This window comes from Ottowia beijingensis, from assembly GCF_042680925.1.
GTDB lineage: Bacteria > Pseudomonadota > Gammaproteobacteria > Burkholderiales > Burkholderiaceae_C > Ottowia > Ottowia beijingensis.
The window spans coordinates 1-15,728 of sequence record NZ_JBHUEP010000018.1; the positions used below are offsets into that span (position 1 = coordinate 1).

14 protein-coding genes are annotated in these 15,728 nt (G+C 61.4%); 7 read left to right on the forward strand and 7 right to left on the reverse strand.

Annotated features, from left to right (window positions below; translation table 11 throughout):
* Window positions 1–380: 380 nt before the first annotated feature.
* Window positions 381–641 carry a hypothetical protein gene (locus ACFSCU_RS18165; protein ID WP_180551561.1) on the reverse strand — a complete coding sequence of 87 codons (261 nt, stop codon included), beginning with the start codon at window positions 639–641 and terminating at the stop codon, window positions 381–383.
* A 298-nt stretch (window positions 642–939) separates the two neighbouring features.
* On the opposite strand from ACFSCU_RS18165, the gene guaA reads away from it, so the two are divergent.
* From guaA to ACFSCU_RS18180, 3 genes are all read left to right on the forward strand, one after another.
* The gene (gene guaA, locus ACFSCU_RS18170) at window positions 940–2,556 is read left to right on the forward strand and encodes a glutamine-hydrolyzing GMP synthase (protein WP_180551560.1); all 1,617 of its coding nucleotides are present in this window, start codon (window positions 940–942) and stop codon (window positions 2,554–2,556) included.
* 220 nt (window positions 2,557–2,776) lie between these two features.
* Entirely contained in the window at window positions 2,777–4,105 is a 1,329-nt protein-coding gene (locus ACFSCU_RS18175; protein ID WP_311234585.1) for a tyrosine-type recombinase/integrase, read from the forward strand.
* A 280-nt stretch (window positions 4,106–4,385) separates the two neighbouring features.
* The gene (locus tag ACFSCU_RS18180) at window positions 4,386–5,738 is read left to right on the forward strand and encodes a tyrosine-type recombinase/integrase (RefSeq protein WP_311234586.1); all 1,353 of its coding nucleotides are present in this window, start codon (window positions 4,386–4,388) and stop codon (window positions 5,736–5,738) included.
* Between the two features lie 157 nt (window positions 5,739–5,895).
* Here ACFSCU_RS18180 and ACFSCU_RS18185 read toward each other — a convergent pair whose 3' ends face one another.
* A complete protein-coding gene (locus ACFSCU_RS18185; RefSeq protein WP_311234587.1) occupies window positions 5,896–7,302 on the reverse strand; it encodes an aminotransferase-like domain-containing protein in 1,407 nt (468 codons plus the stop codon).
* A 172-nt stretch (window positions 7,303–7,474) separates the two neighbouring features.
* Here ACFSCU_RS18185 and ACFSCU_RS18190 point away from each other — a divergent pair, with 172 nt between their 5' ends.
* From ACFSCU_RS18190 to ACFSCU_RS18205, 4 genes are all read left to right on the forward strand, one after another.
* A complete protein-coding gene (locus ACFSCU_RS18190; protein WP_377561323.1) occupies window positions 7,475–8,707 on the forward strand; it encodes an acetylornithine/succinyldiaminopimelate transaminase in 1,233 nt (410 codons plus the stop codon).
* Between the two features lie 50 nt (window positions 8,708–8,757).
* The gene (locus ACFSCU_RS18195) at window positions 8,758–9,975 is read left to right on the forward strand and encodes an IscS subfamily cysteine desulfurase (protein WP_311234589.1); all 1,218 of its coding nucleotides are present in this window, start codon (window positions 8,758–8,760) and stop codon (window positions 9,973–9,975) included.
* A 20-nt stretch (window positions 9,976–9,995) separates the two neighbouring features.
* Entirely contained in the window at window positions 9,996–10,814 is an 819-nt protein-coding gene (gene proC / locus ACFSCU_RS18200; protein WP_180551558.1) for a pyrroline-5-carboxylate reductase, read from the forward strand.
* 211 nt (window positions 10,815–11,025) lie between these two features.
* Window positions 11,026–11,802: an alpha/beta fold hydrolase gene (locus tag ACFSCU_RS18205; RefSeq protein ID WP_311234590.1), complete on the forward strand. Its 777-nt coding sequence runs from the start codon at window positions 11,026–11,028 to the stop codon at window positions 11,800–11,802.
* Between the two features lie 77 nt (window positions 11,803–11,879).
* On the opposite strand, the gene ACFSCU_RS18210 is transcribed toward ACFSCU_RS18205, so the two are convergent.
* From ACFSCU_RS18210 to ACFSCU_RS18230, 5 genes are all read right to left on the reverse strand, one after another.
* Window positions 11,880–12,851, reverse strand: a complete 972-nt coding sequence (locus tag ACFSCU_RS18210; protein WP_180551557.1) for a Bug family tripartite tricarboxylate transporter substrate binding protein — start codon at window positions 12,849–12,851, stop codon at window positions 11,880–11,882.
* Window positions 12,852–12,964: 113 nt separating this feature from the next.
* Window positions 12,965–13,405 (reverse strand): M20/M25/M40 family metallo-hydrolase, encoded by a 441-nt coding sequence (locus ACFSCU_RS18215; protein ID WP_377561321.1) that lies wholly within the window; start codon window positions 13,403–13,405, stop codon window positions 12,965–12,967.
* Between the two features lie 217 nt (window positions 13,406–13,622).
* Window positions 13,623–14,063, reverse strand: coding sequence for a PaaI family thioesterase (locus ACFSCU_RS18220; protein WP_180551555.1), 441 nt, complete (start codon window positions 14,061–14,063; stop codon window positions 13,623–13,625).
* Window positions 14,064–14,274: 211 nt separating this feature from the next.
* On the reverse strand, window positions 14,275–14,913 hold the full coding sequence (locus tag ACFSCU_RS18225) for a CoA transferase subunit B (RefSeq protein WP_180551554.1): 639 nt from the start codon (window positions 14,911–14,913) through the stop codon (window positions 14,275–14,277).
* Between the two features lie 9 nt (window positions 14,914–14,922).
* Window positions 14,923–15,627 (reverse strand): CoA transferase subunit A, encoded by a 705-nt coding sequence (locus ACFSCU_RS18230; protein ID WP_311234591.1) that lies wholly within the window; start codon window positions 15,625–15,627, stop codon window positions 14,923–14,925.
* Window positions 15,628–15,728: the final 101 nt, after the last annotated feature.

Sequence of the window (15,728 nt, forward strand, 5' to 3'; positions counted from 1 at the left end):
CTACCAAGCATTGCTATCCTTGCTCAGAAACAATCCGCTTTGATAGCGTTTGCTTCCTAAGACCCTAATTTGAGAGGTCCCCCCCCTTAGTGAACCTGCAAACCTGATGTTTCTGGAGCGTACCGGGCGAGCACAAGACCCCGGCGTGGGCGCCAGGGGGTTGAAAACATACTGGGGCCTAGCGTATTGGCGCGAAGGGCAGCGCCACACGATGACCCATCAGCCCGCCACCCCTGACCCGGCACACCGCACCCCGCACACCTCACCACCATGTGCTGACGGTACGCTCCACCTTCTTTGCACCGCCCGCGCGCCACAGTGCTGCGCCCATGAAAAAGCCCCGCCATGGCGGGGCTTTGACGTTGAGGCTGTGTGCCTGATCAGCCGCGGTCGGCGCGCGGGGCACGCGGGGCCGGCGCGGGTGCGGGGGCCGGTGCAGTGGTCGTGGTGGTTGCAGCCGGCGCGGGCTGGCTGGCCGCACCTGCGGGGCCTGCGGGGTTGAACTGGCCGGGGCGGGGCTGGCCCTGCTCGGTGGCGGTGGGCTGGGGCGGCGTGGTGGTGGTGTTGACGGGGGCCTGTGCAAAGGCACCACCGGCCATCAGCAGGGCGGCGGTGAAGGCGAGCGTGTTGCGTTTGGACATGGGGAACTCCTGATATGTGTTGGAAGAGAAGTGCGAGGAGCGCGCCGTCAGGCGCGACCACACACCGCCATCTTGTGGTCGCAGCCGCGCCCACCGCACCGGTGCATGGCGCTTGCGGCAGTAGGAGAAGCGCCCGGCGTGCCCGAAGCACTGGTCTGCCTCGCAACATAGCCGTGGCCGCGGCGTGCGCTGGCCTTGCGGAGGCGGCGCGCTTGTGCCGCGCGCGGCCGCATCGGCCAAAATAGAGGGTTTTCCGGCACACCGCCCTATCCGCTCCGCGCGCCCCTCGGCTGCTCTCATGTCCCACCACAAGATCCTCATCCTCGACTTCGGCTCCCAGGTCACCCAGCTCATCGCCCGCCGCGTGCGCGAGGCGCATGTGTATTGCGAGGTGCACCCCTGCGACGTGACAGACGACTGGGTGCGCCAGTACGCGGCCGACGGGCAGCTGAAGGGCGTGATCCTCTCCGGCAGCCACGCCAGCGTGTACGAGGTGGATGACAAGGCACCGCCCGCCGTGTTCGAGCTGGGCGTGCCTGTGCTGGGCATCTGCTACGGCATGCAGACCATGGCGCAGCAACTCGGCGGCCAGGTGGAGGGCGGGCACAACCGCGAGTTCGGCTACGCCGAAGTGCGCGCGCGCGGCCACACTGCGCTGCTGAAGGACATCGCCGACTTCACCACGCCCGAAGGCCACGGCATGCTGAAGGTGTGGATGAGCCACGGCGACAAGGTGACCGAGCTACCGCCGGGCTTCAAGCTGATGGCCAGCACCGACTCATGCCCCATCGCCGGCATGGCCGATGAAGAGCGCCGCTTCTACGGCGTGCAGTTCCACCCCGAGGTCACGCACACCGTGCAGGGCAGGGCGGTGCTGGATCGCTTCGTGCTCGACATCTGCGGCGCCAGCGCCGACTGGGTGATGCGCGACCACATCGAGGAAGCCGTGCAGGCCATCCGCGCCCAGGTGGGCGACGAGGAGGTGATCCTGGGCCTGTCGGGCGGCGTCGATTCCAGCGTGGCCGCCGCGCTCATCCACCGCGCCATCGGCGACCAGCTGACCTGCGTGTTCGTCGACCACGGCCTGCTGCGCCTGCACGAGGGCGACATGGTGATGGACATGTTCGAAGGCAAGCTGCACGCCAAGGTGGTGCGGGTGGACGCGAGCGAGTTGTTTTTGAAAGAGCTGGCCGGCGTGGCCGACCCCGAGCAGAAGCGCAAGATCATCGGCCGCCTGTTCGTCGACGTGTTCAAGGCCGAGGCCGAGAAGCTCAAGGCCAGCGGCGCGGGCCACAAGGGCGCGACGTTCCTCGCGCAAGGCACCATCTATCCGGATGTCATCGAATCCGGCGGCGCCAAGAGCAAGAAGGCCGTGGTCATCAAGAGCCACCACAACGTCGGCGGCCTGCCCGAGCAGCTGGGCATGAAGCTGCTGGAGCCGCTGCGCGACCTGTTCAAGGACGAGGTGCGTGAACTGGGCGTGGGCCTAGGCCTGCCGCAGGACATGGTGTACCGCCACCCGTTCCCCGGCCCCGGCCTGGGCGTGCGCATCCTGGGCGAGGTGAAGAAGGAGTATGCCGACCTGCTGCGCCGCGCCGATGCCATCTTCATCGAGGAACTGCGCTCCACCATCGAGCCCAACTCGCAGAAGAGCTGGTACGACCTGACCAGCCAGGCCTTCACCGTCTTCCTGCCCGTGAAGAGCGTGGGCGTGATGGGCGACGGCCGCACCTACGACTACGTCGTCGCCCTGCGCGCCGTGCAGACCAGCGACTTCATGACCGCCGACTGGGCCGAACTGCCCTACGGCCTGCTCAAGCGCGTGTCCAGCCGCATCATCAACGAAGTGCGCGGCATCAACCGCGTGACCTACGACGTGTCCAGCAAGCCGCCGGCGACGATTGAGTGGGAGTAAATTTCTCCAGTTTCAGGACTTCCCATAGCGTTCCGGTTTTTCCGGGAAGCATAGTTCTGACAAGGGGTTAGCTTCTCACTCGGTGTCATGCCGTTTCACCGGTGCCCGACGCTTTGTCGGTACGGGTGACGGTACCGGTCACCTGATCCTCCAAATACCCAACTTGATACCGTCATCTGGTCTGACGGTATCAACTGACGGTATCACGTTGGAGGAAAAGATGATTACTGACAAGCAGTTACGGGCGCTGAAGGCATCTGACAAGGTCTACAAGGTCGCCGACCAGCAAGGGTTATACGTAACGGTTCTGCGAACGGGGAACATCAGCTTTCGATACGACTATCGGCTCAATGGACGCCGTGAAACCCTGGTGATCGGGCAGTACGATCCGGCGCTTGCGGCCAGGAAACCGCGTGAGATGGCGACGCTCGAGTACGGCATGCTCTTGTCGCTTGCCGAGGCGCGTTTGCTTCTGGCGAATGCACGGCGAACCATTGAGCAGGGCGAGAGCCCGTCTCGTGCGAAAGTGGAGAGGCGGGCGGAAGCCAATGAGGGGATGACGTTTGGCGGGTGGGCCGAAAAGTACTTCGCTGAAGCCAAGTTGGCAGAGTCAACCCGTGCGATGCGCAAGTCCGTCTACGACCGCAACCTAGCTAACGAGTTCGGCCGCCTCAAGTTGGAAGAGATCACGCCATCACGATTGATGGCGAGATGCGAAAAAATCAAAGAACGCGGTGCACCAGCGCCAGCCGTCCAGTCGCGAGACATAGTGCTGCAAATCTTCCGTTTCATTCAGGCGAGAGGGTTGAGGATCGAGAACCCCGCGGAAGCAATTCGTCCGAGCGCCATTGCTGCCTTCAAAGTCAGGGATCGGGCCCTATCGCCTGAAGAGATCCACAAGTACTTCAATGCGCTCGAGGAGGTCTCTTCGGCTGCGACCTTGCGCCTCGCAGTCAAGTTCATGTTGCTGACGATGGTGCGAAAGAGCGAGTTCACCCAGGCCAAGTGGGAAGAAGTCAATTTCGAAACGGGCGTATGGACGATTCCCAAGGAGCGGATGAAGGCGAGTCGACCCCACAACGTCTATCTCAGCCAGCAGGCCATCGACATCCTGGTGGCCTTCAAGACCTGCTACGGTGCTAGCCCCTACCTCCATCCTGGACGCTACGAGTCGGATTTCCCGATGAGCAATGGAACCTTGAACCGGCTCGTTGTCGCTGGCACCGAGGTGATCGTCGCTCGTGGTGAAGAGTTCGAGCCGTTTACGGTGCACGACCTTAGGCGGACCGCCAGTACCCTGCTGCATGAGGCGGGATACAACAGCGACTGGATCGAAAAGTGCCTTGCTCACGAGCAACGGGGCGTGCGCGCGGTTTACAACAAGGCGGAGTATGCCGAGCAGCGACGGGCGATGCTTCAGTCGTGGGCAGATATGGTGGATACCTGGATCGCGAATGGGCCCAGTCCTGTTCGGCCCATCAATCTGGGCTTGCCGCCGGAGACGCGCTTGGAGGAGTTTCAACTGCTGGGGCCAGCCCAGGCCGTGTGATCAGGACGCTGCGGAGCGCCGGCAAGCAGCATGGAACGTGCGGGAGGAGGTTGGTGCGAGCCTCCTTCTCACGCATCGTCCCGATTGTTCAGATCCCGTTGCGCCGCGATTGCTCAGTTGAACACCTCGACGCGGAGCAAGGACATAAAGCGAAATCTGGTGCCATAGGAAAGTCAGCCGGATACAGCGCCGTTGTCGGTGGCGCTCATTCCCCAACGCTTGAACGGCATCGGTTGGCCTCGTCAAATGGAGCTACCTCTCCATCTGATGAAGGACTGAGATGTTGACTGACAAGCAGTTGAAGATGCTGAAAGCGTCCAACAAGGTCTACAAGATCGCTGATCAGCAGGGACTATATGCCGCTGTTTTGCGCTCGGGAAACATAAGCTTTCGCTACGACTACAGACTTCACGGGCGCCGCGAGACGCTAGTCATTGGCCAGTACGACGCGGATCTGGGCGCCAAGCATCAGCGCGAATTGGAGCAACTCCATTTCGGCATGCCGTTGTCGCTTGCGGAGGCGAGATTGCTTTTGACACGGGCGCGACGATCCCTGGAGCAGGGAGAGAGTCCGTCCCGATCGAAGGTGGAGAAGCGGATCGAAGCCAGCGAGGCATTGACGTTCGGTAAGTGGGCAGAGAAGTACTTTGCCGAAGCAGGGCTGGCGGACTCCACTCGAGCAATGCGTAAGTCAGTCTACGACCGGAATCTCGCGACGGAGTTTGGCCGTTTGATGTTGGAAGAAATTACTCCCGTCCGGCTGATGGCAAGATGCGAGAAGATCAAGGAGAGAGGTGCGGCGGCGTCTGCGGTGCTGGCCCGCGAGATCGTGCTGCAGGTCTATCGTTTCATTCAGGCGAGAGGTTTGAAAATTGCCAACCCGGCAGAAGCAATCCGTCCGAGCGCGATTGCGACCTTCAGGGCGAGGGACAGGGCGCTGTCACCAGCCGAGATCCACACGTTCTTCAATGCTCTGGATGAGGTCGCTTCTGCCCCGACATTGCGCCTAGCCGTCAAGTTCTTGCTGCTGACGATGGTGCGCAAAAGTGAGTTCATCCAGGCCAAATGGGACGAGATTGACTTCGAATCGGGCATATGGACGATTCCGAAGGCGCGTATGAAAGCAGGCCGTCCACACAACATCTATCTCAGTCAGCAGGCGATGGGCATTCTGATGACACTCAAGGCTTGCTGCGCAGGGAGCTCCTATCTGCTTCCCGGACGCCATGAACGCGATTTCCCTATCAGTAACAGCGCGTTGAATCGCGTGCTGATGGTCGGCAGAGATGTGGTCCAGAAGCGGGGTGAGGGGATTGATCCCTTTACCGTACACGACCTCAGGCGTACGGCCAGCACATTGCTACATGAGGCAGGTTACAACACCGACTGGATAGAGAAGTGTCTCGCGCATGAGCAAAAAGGCGTCCGCGCGGTCTACAACAAAGCTGAATACGCGCAACAACGGCGAGGAATGCTGCAGGACTGGGCAGACATGGTGGAGTCCTGGATTCATGACGGCCCAAGCCCTGTATATGTCGGTGCTGGGCCTGGAGTCAGCAGAATAAGTGGCTTGATCAGCTCATCTGGACACGTAAGCCTCCGTGATGTGGCCGTGGTACCCCCCACTTCTTAGCGGTCGTCCTCGTGAGAGGGCATGCTCTCGCCCCACGGGTCTCACGGCGGCGTCGAGCTGAAATCCATTCTGCCTGCAGCGGCGCCAATGGAGTCTGGCTGCGCGTTTCGGCACCATGACGCCTGATTGCAGGTGCACATAGGGATCGGCCTTGTCGCTAGACAACCATGCGGCTGCTGGCGATCTGACTTTTCCCGAGCAGAGTCTGGATCTTCTGCAGCGCAGCACTGAGTTCGGCGTGGCTTCTTGCTCCACCGACGGAGATGCGAACGCCTGAGGGCAACTCGTCCTCTACGCCGAAGGCATTCGTTGCGGCGATGCGGACACCCATGTCTTCCAGGGCTTGGCTGAAGGCAGTTGGCCGCCATTGCGGCGGCAAGGGCAGCCACAGATGAATGCCACTCGGGTGCGCCTGGATGCTCCCTGGCAGAATCGAGCGCGCCAGAGCCTGCCGCGACCGGGCTTCGAGCTGGATTTCTCCCAGCAGCGACTTGGCGGTGCCGTTCACGATCCAGGTCTGGACCAGACCGGCGAGCAGTGCTGAGCAGCCCATGCTGGTCGCGGCGAAGCTCTCCAGCAGAGTGGTGGTGGCCTGACCGGACGGCGCTACTACGTAGGCTGCGCGCAGGCTCGGTGACAGGCATTTGGACAGCGAAGCCAGGTAGTACGAGCGCTCCCCTGATGTGCACGCCGAGATAGGCAGAGGTGCGTCGTTGAGCAAATGACGATACGGGTCATCCTCGATCAAGGTCACCTTCGACTTGCGCAGCACTGCTGCGATGTCCTGGCGCCGTGCAGTGGGCATGGTTGAGGCCGTGGGATTCTGGATCGTGGGATTCAGATAGAGCAGCCCCGCGCCCGTGTCCCGGCAACTGCGCTCCAGCGCGTCGGGAAGCATGCCGGAGGCGTCGCCTGGCACACCGATGATTTTGAGGCCCAGCGCCCTTGCTGCCCGTAGGAAGCCTGGATAGGTCAATGGGTCGCACAGCACGGCGTCGCCGCGCCGGGTGTGCGCCTGTAGCAGGTTGAAGATGGCTCCTTGCGTTCCGGCGCACATCAGCACTTGGCTTTGGCCCATGGCGTCCAGCATCGGGCCCAGCCAGGTCCGTGCCGCCTGCAAGGCTGTCGGCTCAAGCACTGGATGGTGGTAGCCGCTGACAGATTCCGCATCGTGCCGGGTCACTACCTCGGACATGCCCGCCTTGATGTGGTCAGCCAAGGCTCTATTGGCGGGCTGCGGCGGGATGTTCATGGCCAGGTCGACCATGCCCCGCTGTGAAGGATCGTAGGGTTCCGCGATGAAGGAGCCCCGTCCACCGAACGAAGCCAGCAGCCCTCGAACTCGCGCTTCGGCATAGGCGCGCGTCACGGTGGTCAGGTCAACACCGAGCTCGGTAGCCAGCCATCTTTGCGGCGGCACCTGATCGCCAGCCTTCAGTTCCCCGTTGCGCACGGCATGCGCGATCAGATCGGCAATCTGTAGGTATCTTGGCCCGCTGCCTGCAACGAGCGGCTTGAGCCAAGCGGGGCGCCGTTGCATGTCCGCTCCCTGGCTCACGGCCATGCCGCGTTCATGGGCTTGTCGATGTTTCATACGCTAGTGACTATAATACACATACACTTTTATTTTAACGCATACAAAATAAAAGTGTATGGATTTATTGTTCTCCCACTGAATGATCCACACCCGCCGCAGATGCGCTATGAGTCAATCACACATCCACCCGGCACCTGGCATGGGGACGCCTTTTCGGGCCCCGCAGACTGCCGATGCCTACACCGAAGTCATGGTGCCCGTTTATTCCCCGCTGGATGTTCTGGCGGTTCGAGCGCAGGGCGCGACGGTCTGGGACGCCGCAGGCAAGGAGTACATCGACCTGTCGGGTGGAATTGCCGTCAATGCCCTGGGCCATTGCCATCCCGCGCTGATTGAGGCGCTGACAGCCCAGGCCCATCGGCTCTGGCATATCTCCAACACCTACAAATCGGATTCCACGCTGCGCCTTGCCAGAGCGCTTATCCGGTTGACGTTTGCGGAGCGGGTGTTCTTTGCGAACTCTGGCGCGGAGGCGAACGAAGCGGCCTTCAAGCTCGCGCGCCGCTATGGCTTGCACCAGTCGCCGCGGAAATACGAAATCGTCGCGGCGCACAACAGCTTTCACGGCCGGTCGCTGTTCACCGTCAGCGTGGGCGGGCAGCCCAAGTACTCGAATGGTTTCGGCCCGGCCATCGAAGGGATCCGGCACGTGCCGTTCAACGACCTGGGCGCGTTGGAGCATGCCGTGTCGCAGAACACCTGCGCCGTGGTGCTGGAGCCCGTCCAGGGGGAAAGCGGTGTGCTTCCGGCCACGCGGGAATACCTCGCGTGCGCCCGTGCCCTGTGCGACCGCCACAATGCGCTGCTCATCTTCGATGAAGTGCAGACGGGGGTAGGGCGGCTGGGAACCCTGTTTGCCTATGAGCACTTCGGCGTGGTGCCGGATGTAATGACTATCGCAAAGGCCATCGGCTGCGGCATTCCGCTGTCGGCCATGCTGACGATGGACAAATTCGCCGAGCACCTGGGGCAGGGCACGCATGGAACCACATTTGGCGGCAACCCCTTGGCCTGCGCGGTGGGCGAGGCCGCGCTGCATGCGATCAGCCAGCCGGAATTGCTCTACGGCGTTCGGGAGCGCCATGACTACCTGGTCAGCAGACTGCGACAGATCGGTAAGCGCTACGGCGTTTTCGAGGAAGTCCGCGGCATCGGTCTGCTGATCGGCTGCGTGCTTGCCGAGCCTTGGCGTGGCAAGGCCAGAGAGGTTGCCAAAGCAGCGCTGGCGCACGGCGTCATGGTGCTGCAGGCAGGCCAGGACGTGATGCGGCTGGCACCTAGCCTCAACATTAGCTATCCCGAGATCGATGAAGGGCTCGCACGCCTTGAGGTCTTGGCCCAGGAGCTCAGTCACGAAGCGGTGATTTGCTAAGCCTGTCCCCGAACTCCCCACTTTCCATACCGACAACCCAGGAACCCGATATGCAGACCCCCCATCTCCCAATCTATATGGACTACAGCGCCACGACTCCGGTAGACCCGCGCGTCGTCGATGCCATGATTCCGTGGCTCCGGGACCACTACGGCAATCCCGCATCCAACACCCACGCCTGGGGTTGGGAGGCCGAGAAGGCCGTAGAGCGCGCCCGTGCGCACGTCGCCGCGCTGGTGGGCGCAGATCCGCGCGAAATAGTCTGGACTTCGGGCGCCACCGAATCAGACAACCTCGCCCTCAAAGGCGCAGCCCACTTCTACCAGGGCAAGGGCAAGCACCTCATTACGGTCAAGACCGAGCACAAAGCCGTTCTCGACACCATGCGCGAACTGGAGCGGCAGGGCTTTGATGTGACTTATCTCGACGTGAAGTCGGACGGCTTGATTGACCTCGAGACCTTCAAGGCGGCACTGCGCCCCGACACCATCCTGGCATCGGTGATGCTCGTGAACAATGAGATCGGCGTGATCCAGGACATTCCGGCCATCGGCGCCATCTGCCGGGAGCGCGGCATCGTCTTCCACGTCGATGCCGCCCAGGCCACGGGTAAGGTGGATATCGACCTCAAGACGTTGCCCGTGGATTTGATGAGCCTGGCGTCGCACAAGACCTATGGCCCCAAGGGCATCGGTGCGCTCTACATCCGGCGCAAGCCGCGCATCCGCATCGAGGCGCAGATGCATGGCGGCGGCCACGAGCGCGGCATGCGATCCGGCACTTTGCCCACGCACCAGATCGTCGGCATGGGCGAGGCATTCCGGCTCGCTGGCCTTGAGATGGGGACGGAGCGCGAGCGCGTTCGGATGTTGCAGCGCAAGCTGCTGAGTGGCTTGCAGGAGATCGAGCAGGTCACGATCAACGGCAACCTGGAGCATTCCGTTCCGCACTCGGTCAACGCATCGTTCAATTACGTCGAGGGCGAATCGTTGCTCATGGGCATCAAGGCCGTTGCGGTCTCGTCCGGATCGGCGTGCACTTCAGCCAGCCTGGAGCCCAGCTATGTGTTGCGCGCTTTGGGCCTGAGCGACGAGGTGGCGCACTCGAGCCTGCGGATCACCATTGGCCGCTTCACTCAGGAGCACGAGATTGATACGGCGGTGGCCGTCATCAAGCAGCACGTCGCCAAGCTGCGCGAGCTTTCGCCGCTGTGGGACATGTACAAGGACGGGATTGACCTCAGCACCATTCAATGGGCTGCGCATTGAGGCCGAGAGTGGAGAGCGCTATGAGAATTGCCTTCGTTGGTGCCGGAAACATGGCTTCCAGCCTGATAGCCGGAATGGTTGCCATGGGTATTGATGGAGGTCGCATATCAGCAAGCGCTCGGCGGCCTGAACAGCGAGAGCTGCTGAAATCGTGCTACGGGGTTGATGTTCACTCCAGCGCTGGGGAGTGCGCTGCCGGCGCAGACGTGGTGATCCTATCTGTCAAGCCGCAAGTGGCGCAGGTTACATGCCGGGAAATTGCACCGCATCTGTCCGACGATGCATTGATCCTCTCAATCATGGCAGGGATTCCTGTTTTGAACTTGCTGGCGTGGCTCAACTCTTCACGAACGTCTGCAAGGGCGATAGTCCGGTGTATGCCCAATACCCCAGCTTCAGTTGGCTTTGGGATGACGGCGTTGTACGCAAGTGCCGCCGTTAGTCCTTCTCAGAAGGAGTGCGCGTACAGCCTGATGTCCTCGGTGGGGCGGGCTATCTGGGTGGGCGATGAATGTCAGTTCGATGCGGTAACTGCTCTCTCGGGGAGCGGGCCAGCCTATGCATACTTGCTCATGGAGGCCATGGTTGAGGCAGGAAAGGAATTGGGGTTACCGTCTCAAGTCGCGGAGACCTTGACTCGGCAGACGATTCTCGGTGCCGCGCAATTGGCATCTGATCAAGGACGCGCCCTCCAGGAGCTTCGGCGACAAGTGACGTCGCCGCACGGAACTACCGAAGCCGCAGTCAACCTGCTTGAGGCGCAAGGCTTCAAATCGTTGGTTGGACGAGCAGTACGTGGTGCGGCACGCCGATCTGCAGAACTCCCGTTAGAGCTATAGCTGCTGGGTCCAGCGTCGACAGAGGGTAATCACTATGCGGCACGCCGCATACCTGGCTGCAGTCCATATGCCCTGTAGGGCCGATATACCTGAGGCACAGCATTGAGTCATTGTGCCGGCTTCCGCGTGTATCGAATTCGGCATCGATGGGGCGTAAAGAGGACTTGACAGTCGCTGCCATGAATATTGATTTCCAACTAGTATGCTGGTTATGGAACTTGTCGAAATCAATGGAAACCATTTAGAGGTTGAGCGCATTGGCGATTCTCCTGCCTCTGATCATCGGGCACCGCTTGTCTTTTTGCATGAGGGGTTGGGTTCCATCGCTCAGTGGGGCGATTGGCCGGCCAGCCTTTGCGCGGCGACTGGGCGGGAAGGCGTGGTGTATTCGCGGCGCGGCTACGGTGGCTCCAGCCCCGTGCCGGACGTGCGTGGCGCAGGGCGCCTTGGGCCCGACTACATGCATCGAGAAGCGTTGCAGGTGTTGCCTGCTCTGCTTGAGCGCATAGGTATCAGGCAACCGGTGCTGGTGGGCCACTCCGATGGCGGGACCATTGCACTCATCCATGCCGCACACCACCCTGTGTCAGCCTGCGTGGCACTGGCACCGCATGTGATGGTGGAAGACATTTCGGTCAGCGGCATCGAGGAAGCGCGACACGAATACGAACACGGCTCGCTGCGCGAGCGCCTGGCACGTCATCATGACGACGTGGACAGTGCCTTCTGGCAATGGAACGACGTGTGGCTTTCTCCTGCCTTCCGAGCCTTCGATATTCGCAAGGAACTCGGCGCCATCACAGCGCCCTTGTTGTGCATTCAAGGTGAGCAGGATCGATACGGCACGCTGGCCCAGATTCGCGATGTTCAGAGCGCTGTGCCTGCCGCTCTGCTGCTGGAAATCGCTGACTGTGGTCACTCCCCTCATCGTGATCAGCGGGACACGGTAAACGTGGCGATTGCGAATTTCTTGCGCGACGTGAACTGATAACGCCGGAGGGCTCAGGCTGGCTGCAGGTTTGCCGCAGAGAGCCCCCGATCAGGCGGAGGCGGGCCGAGTTTCCTCTACTCTGTATCGATCCGGTATTTGGCGACGGCCTCGCTTAGCTGGGCCGCGTCTCTGCTCATGAGTGCCTGGAATTCGCCAGGTGTGGAGGTTTGGGCGACCGCCCCGCTGATAAGCATCCCGCTGCGAACCTGTGGATCCGTCATTACCTTTCGCAGTGCGGCATTCAGCTTGGCGATCACTTCATCTGGCGTGCCAGCGGGAGCCAGCAGACCGAACCAAGCCTCGGAGACGTAGCCGGGAACGGCTGACTGAATGGTAGGAATGCTGGGAGCGATGGGGTGGCCGGGGCTGGCGCTCGCGATACCTAAAGCCCTCAATGTTCCTTGTTCCACCAGGCTCAGCATGTCGGCGGAAGGGGGCGTCAGCAGGATGTCGACTTCGCCGGTGCGCAACGCGAGCGCACCGTTGGATTGACCTTTGTAAGGAATGTGCTGCAGCTTGATTCGCGCGGCGTCGCCAAGACGCGCGGTTTCAATATGAGTGAGTGAAGCAGTGCCTGACGAGGCGTAGCGCAGTCCGTTGGGTTGTTCGCGGGCATAGTGCAGGAAGTCAGCGAGGTTCTTTGCGGGGAAGTCCGACTTCACCAAAAGAACCATGGGAGATGTCGTCAAGGTGCTGACTGGCTTGAAGTCCTTGAGCAGGTTGTAGCCAGCGCGCTTGTTCACGATGGGAGTGATGAGCAGGCCGTTGTTTGCGTGCAGGAGGGTGTACCCGTCCGGCTTCGCGCGCGCGACGCTCACGGCAGCGATTGCACCCGATGCGCCCGGCTTGTTTTCAACGATGACGGGCTGGCCAAGTGACTCGGACAGTGCCGTTTGGATCTTGCGAACCTGGATGTCACTGCCGCCGGCGGGATATGGAACCACGATGGTGATCGGCCGAGAGGGGTAGGGCTCGCTCGCGTTGGCGCTACCCAATCCGGCGGCGGCGAATACTGCGAGGGCGGTGAGCAATGAGAGAGGATTCATGGTTGTCTCCGGGTGTCAACAAGCGCAAATGGGATGAAGGTCTATGCAACACAGTGCGCGCTCCATGTGTACGTGCGGGGGCGCTACACAGATTCGGTCGATTGCCGCGAAGCTCAGGGCACGAGAAACTGGTTCGTCAAGGCAACCCAGTAGCTGGCTCCCACACCGATGAGGGTGTCGTTGAAGTCATATTTCGGGTTGTGGACGGCGCAGGCTCCCATCGCGTCTCCCGCTCCGTTCCCAACGAAGAAGTAGCAGCCAGGCACTTCCTGCAGCATGTAGGCGAAGTCCTCGCTGCCGAGCATGAGAGGCCCCTGATCGACGACCCGGTCCTTGCCTACGATCTGGTACGCAATATCGCGAGCGAATTCGGTCTCGGAACCGGACACTGGGGGCTCGAGCAAAGGTGGCGATGGAGGCGACCCCCGGGTGCGTGCTGTTGCCGTCGTCGTGCCGCACTTCGTCGCCGGCGAGCTTTCCGAATTGCTCGCCTTGGTCGCTACGGTCCTTGCAGCCGCGTGACTGCCGACGCTACCCACGGTGGCGGTAGGCATCGGTGCGGCGCTTCTGCTGCGGCAATTGTTGGCGTGAACGAATGTGGCCGCTCGGTGCCTCACGCGCGCCGTGGCTGCATCCACATCAGTGCGGCCCAAGGGGAAGGCCGTTGTCGTGAATTCTCAATGCGGCTAGCCGAAGCGCAAGGCGTGGCTGAGTGTTCTTCCATCGCCTCCATGTCCGGCGCACTTTGTCGGACGGGTTGGTCGAACGTTCCTAGCGCTCCGTCTTTTGGACGACGATGATGGTCTGCTGCATGAGCGCGCACAACGCTTCCGCTTCATTCTTGACGACGAATACCTCGGCCTTCGTAACGATCAGCGTTCTGCCCCGACGAACCACCTGCCCGCGAGCAATGAGCTTCTCGCCGTCCGCTGGGGCGAGGAAGTTCAGCTTGTACTCAACCGTCAAGACCGAAGCGCCTGCAGGAGTCATCGTCATCGCCGCGAAACCAGCCGCCGCGTCAGCAATCATCCCAACCACTCCGCCATGCACAAATCCGTGCTGCTGCTCGATGCCATCCCAGTGTGGGACATGGATCTCGGTGGCGCCCTGTTCGATAGCAGGCAACGTCGCCCGAATCAAGCGCATGGCCCTCTGCTTGTCGAAGCTGGCAGCAACATCTTGCCTGAAGTTGGGGTTGGCAGAGTGGGTCATGAAGCGTCCTCGTCTTTGCTTGCACAAGAAGCCGCCCAATCTGGCGCAGAGGACCTAGAGAGAGCGGTCAGCTTGATGGAACTAACAACCTATCTCAGTGCCTGAGGGTGGGGCCTCCTGGCGGACGACTGCCTCTGAATCCAAGCCGACAGTCGCTCAGTCGACACTGAGGCGATCGTGCGTCGAGCCTCTGGCGAAGCCCCGCCGTCCATCAGGCGCAGTCGAACGTCAGTTGCGGTTCGGTCTTGGCTTGCAGATCATCGCGGGAGACGCCGGGCGCAAGCTCCTTGACCACGAGTCCGCCGTCCGTTACGTCGAACACTGCCAAGTCTGTGATGATCTGGTTCACCACGCGTTGGCCGGTCAGAGGTAACGAGCACGCCTTCAGCACCTTCAACGCGCCGTCGCGCGCGACGTGCTCCATCAACACGATCACTCGGCGCGCGCCGCCCACCAGATCCATCGCCCCGCCCATGCCCTTGACCATCTTGCCGGGAATCATCCAATTGGCCAGATCCCCGCGTTCGCTGACTTGCATGCCGCCGAGGATGGTCAGATCCATGTGGCCGCCACGGATCATGGCGAAAGACATCGCGGAGGAGCAGATCGAAGCCCCAGGGGCCATGGTGATGGTCTGCTTGGCGGCATCGATCAGATCGGGATCGATCTCGTCTTCGAAAGGCGGCGGACCGATGCCGATCAGGCCGTTTTCCGATTGCAGCCAGACTTCCATTCCCTCGGGCACGTGGTCCACCACCTTGGTCGGCAGCCCGATCCCTAGGTTCACATAGTCCCCGTCGTGGAGTTCCTTGGCGGCGCGGGCCGCCATTTGTTCGTGTGTCCAAGCCATGTCGATCTCTCAAAGGTTGCGGGTGCGGAAGCTCTTGCGCTCGATGCGCTTCTCGGGATTCGGAACGACGACGATGCGATCCACAAAGATGCCGGGAAGATGCACCTCATCGGGGTCCAGTTGGCCCAAGTCCACGATCTCTTCCACTTCGGCGATCGTCACAGTCCCGGCCATGGCCACTTCAGGATTGAAATTGCGCGCGGTGCGGGAGAACACCAGATTGCCCGATGAGTCCGCCTTCTTGGCCTTGACCAGGGAAACATCCGCTCTCAAGGCACGCTCCATGACATAGGTTTGCCCGTCGAATTCGCGCGTTTCCTTGTTCTCGGCTACCACCGTGCCAACGCCGGTACGCGTGAAAAAGGCGGGTATGCCCGCGCCGCCGGCGCGCAGCCGCTCGGCCAGCGTGCCCTGCGGATTGAATTCAAGCTCCAACTCCCCGTTCAGGTATTGCCGCTCGAATTCCTTGTTTTCTCCCACGTAGGAAGAAACCATGCGCTTGATCTGGCGGGTTTGCAGCAGCAATCCCAGTCCAAAATCATCGACCCCGGCGTTATTGCTGATGCAGGTCAGCCCATTGACGCCGCTGTCGCGCAGTGCTTCGATCAAAGCGGAGGGAATTCCGCACAAGCCAAAACCCCCGACGGCAATGGTTTGGCCGCTTTTGACCACATCGCCTAAAGCGGCCGCCGAGTCTCCATATATCTTTCTCATTTCCGAATCAGCCTTTCAAGACAAATCAAATGGCGAGGAAATGCCATTCAATAGGCTGATGCTAGCGAGGCAGCGGCCGATTCGGCAACAGCTATGGGTGC

Excerpts from the sequence above, each read along its gene's own strand:
- ACFSCU_RS18220 (WP_180551555.1), bottom strand. The coding sequence starts at position 14,063 with ATGACCCACTCTGCCAACCCCAACTTCAGGCAAGATGTTGCTGCCAGC.
- ACFSCU_RS18185 (WP_311234587.1), bottom strand. The coding sequence starts at position 7,302 with ATGGCCGTGAGCCAGGGAGCGGACATGCAACGGCGCCCCGCTTGGCTC.
- ACFSCU_RS18210 (WP_180551557.1), bottom strand. The coding sequence starts at position 12,851 with ATGAATCCTCTCTCATTGCTCACCGCCCTCGCAGTATTCGCCGCCGCC.
- ACFSCU_RS18205 (WP_311234590.1), top strand. The coding sequence starts at position 11,026 with ATGGAACTTGTCGAAATCAATGGAAACCATTTAGAGGTTGAGCGCATT.
- ACFSCU_RS18175 (WP_311234585.1), top strand. The coding sequence starts at position 2,777 with ATGATTACTGACAAGCAGTTACGGGCGCTGAAGGCATCTGACAAGGTC.
- proC (WP_180551558.1), top strand. The coding sequence starts at position 9,996 with ATGAGAATTGCCTTCGTTGGTGCCGGAAACATGGCTTCCAGCCTGATA.
- ACFSCU_RS18230 (WP_311234591.1), bottom strand. The coding sequence starts at position 15,627 with ATGAGAAAGATATATGGAGACTCGGCGGCCGCTTTAGGCGATGTGGTC.
- ACFSCU_RS18195 (WP_311234589.1), top strand. The coding sequence starts at position 8,758 with ATGCAGACCCCCCATCTCCCAATCTATATGGACTACAGCGCCACGACT.
- ACFSCU_RS18225 (WP_180551554.1), bottom strand. The coding sequence starts at position 14,913 with ATGGCTTGGACACACGAACAAATGGCGGCCCGCGCCGCCAAGGAACTC.
- ACFSCU_RS18215 (WP_377561321.1), bottom strand. The coding sequence starts at position 13,405 with ATGCCTACCGCCACCGTGGGTAGCGTCGGCAGTCACGCGGCTGCAAGG.
- guaA (WP_180551560.1), top strand. The coding sequence starts at position 940 with ATGTCCCACCACAAGATCCTCATCCTCGACTTCGGCTCCCAGGTCACC.
- ACFSCU_RS18165 (WP_180551561.1), bottom strand. The coding sequence starts at position 641 with ATGTCCAAACGCAACACGCTCGCCTTCACCGCCGCCCTGCTGATGGCC.
- ACFSCU_RS18180 (WP_311234586.1), top strand. The coding sequence starts at position 4,386 with ATGTTGACTGACAAGCAGTTGAAGATGCTGAAAGCGTCCAACAAGGTC.
- ACFSCU_RS18190 (WP_377561323.1), top strand. The coding sequence starts at position 7,475 with ATGGGGACGCCTTTTCGGGCCCCGCAGACTGCCGATGCCTACACCGAA.